The sequence below is a fragment of the Rhodanobacter ginsengiterrae genome (assembly GCF_050026815.1).
GTDB classification, from domain to species: domain Bacteria; phylum Pseudomonadota; class Gammaproteobacteria; order Xanthomonadales; family Rhodanobacteraceae; genus Rhodanobacter; species Rhodanobacter ginsengiterrae.
The window spans coordinates 1-1,908 of the sequence record NZ_JALBWO010000015.1; the positions used below are offsets into that span (position 1 = coordinate 1).

Sequence of the window (1,908 nt, forward strand, 5' to 3'; positions counted from 1 at the left end):
GTGCTCATGGAGACTTCCTCTTCTGTTGACGGTTGTGTTGCAACACCATCATGGCCCTCGAGGCCAAAGGGGAGGAAGTCTCTTTTTACTCGTTCGAGGCGGACGGCTACGCCGCCGCTCAACTCAAGCGTTAGGCGTCACATGAACCGGACCGATACCCCTTACCAGCTCGAAAAGTACATTTGGAGCGACGAAGACTTCGAGGTCATGGGGTGGCACGACGCGACCATATGGTCGATGTACGCCGACCCGGAGGCGTTCGAGTTCATATTTGATCTCGACTACATCTTTAAGTGGGTCGATCCCGAGCCCGAAGGGACCTACTTCACGTTTTGGGTGTGCCCAGTAACCATGGTCTTCGCAAACGTTTCGGATGTCGTCATGAACATCGAATCTCAGCAAGGCGCTATCGTAGTCGCCAACCTCTTGCGCAAGCACGTTGGGCTGTCACCAGATGGCAAATTCGACCAATACGCTTTTCACTTCCAGTGCCAAGAAGGACAGTTGTCGTTAAAGGCAACCGGTTACAAAATGTATGTTCGCCAAGCGCCGGTCTTGCAGAAGCAAACGCACTTGGAGTTCGGTACAAGAGGCGGCGTAAGCTTCGGGCGTGGGCGGAGCGACGCCTAACCAGTCATCCAAGCGGACGGCTCCGCCGCCGCTTAATTCCAGCGTTATGCCTATGAAAACCCAACTCACCCGCGGTCTCCAACGCCGATTGATGTACGTCGAAAATAAGGATGGCGACATCGACGGTGCTGCTGCGCGCATCGGTTGGGTTACGTTTTCCAAAACTGGCAAGTCAGTTAAGTATCGTGGTCTCTGTCTTCAGCGCCTGAAAGGCCAAGGTAGTTCTGGCAACTACTTCGATGTGGCTTCGGGGCAAGAGTACTGGGTGTCGGGCGTCAAGCGCCGAGGCTCCAATGCTCATCCGCATGAGCGTGTTCTAGTCGTCGTAGATTCAGATGCGGTCGAGGCTTACGAGCAGCATCGTGGCGGCACACCGCATAACCAGTCATTCAAGGCGGACGGCTCCGCCGCCGCTTAATTCCAGCGTTAGACCTCAATGAAAAAGATCTGGTGTGTGTCAGATGGAGACGAGCTCCTTAGCGTGCTGAGGCGCGTAAATGTTCGTGTTCCTGACCGTGCCGAAGGCAGGACCAAAGAACACACTGAGCGTTACGCTATCGCGAGACTGCTATCAACGATCCCGCACGAACTTGAGTTCCCATTTATGCTCGTTCATGACGATCGTCCAGATTTCATCATCGTCTCCATCTCATCACGCATAGGCATCGAGCACTCGGAGATAGTTCCAGAGAACGTAGCCCGCGCTTCATTCCTGCGGTCGAAAGGCCATGGTCCAGAGGTGTACTTCTTGCCACACGCCAAATACGGGGAGGATCGCCGGACTGCTCAACAGATCAAGAGCGAGATTGAGTTAGATGAGCTTGGCAGTGGTTGGATTGGCGATGGTCCCGAGCGGGGAACAGCCGAGGCAATTGTTGGGTTCGCCCAGCGGAAAGTCGAGAGTTCTCAGAAACTAGGTTATCGGATCTTCGATCGAAACTGGCTTCTGCTCGAAAATAATTGGCCTGCACCCGCGTTAGATATTTATAAAAGTGTGTCCTTCGCACACCCTGGGCTTGTCGAGCATCGAGTATTCGAAATTTTTAAATACGTTTTTGTTGAGACCGATTCGGATATCGCAATTCTAAGCGCTGATAGTTTCAGCGTTGTTCCGCTCGTGAATCCCGGTGTTGAGGTCTAACATCTCATCCAAGCGGACGGCTCCGCCGCCGCTTAATTCAAACGTTGAAGCTGTAGAAAAACCCCTTACTGATCTGCAAAACGAGTCCGCCGTGCTGGCGGATTTTCGTTTCGACTTCGTGCAGTGCTCCGCTCGCT

The 1,908-nt window shown here is 53.5% G+C and carries 3 protein-coding genes; all 3 read left to right on the plus strand.

The window, feature by feature from the left end; all coding sequences use genetic code 11:
• Positions 1-630 (plus strand): hypothetical protein (locus ACQGNJ_RS00070; protein WP_426687211.1); only part of this gene is annotated, 630 nt, incomplete at its 5' end.
• 52 nt (positions 631-682) lie between these two features.
• A complete protein-coding gene (locus tag ACQGNJ_RS00075; protein WP_426687212.1) occupies positions 683-1,048 on the plus strand; it encodes a hypothetical protein in 366 nt (121 codons plus the stop codon).
• Between the two features lie 18 nt (positions 1,049-1,066).
• Positions 1,067-1,771 (plus strand): hypothetical protein, encoded by a 705-nt coding sequence (locus ACQGNJ_RS00080; RefSeq protein WP_426687213.1) that lies wholly within the window; start codon positions 1,067-1,069, stop codon positions 1,769-1,771.
• Positions 1,772-1,908: the final 137 nt, after the last annotated feature.

Bases quoted from the DNA above. Each gene is read 5' to 3' on its own strand.
- ACQGNJ_RS00075 (WP_426687212.1), top strand. From the start codon at position 683: ATGAAAACCCAACTCACCCGCGGTCTCCAACGCCGATTGATGTACGTC.
- ACQGNJ_RS00080 (WP_426687213.1), top strand. From the start codon at position 1,067: ATGAAAAAGATCTGGTGTGTGTCAGATGGAGACGAGCTCCTTAGCGTG.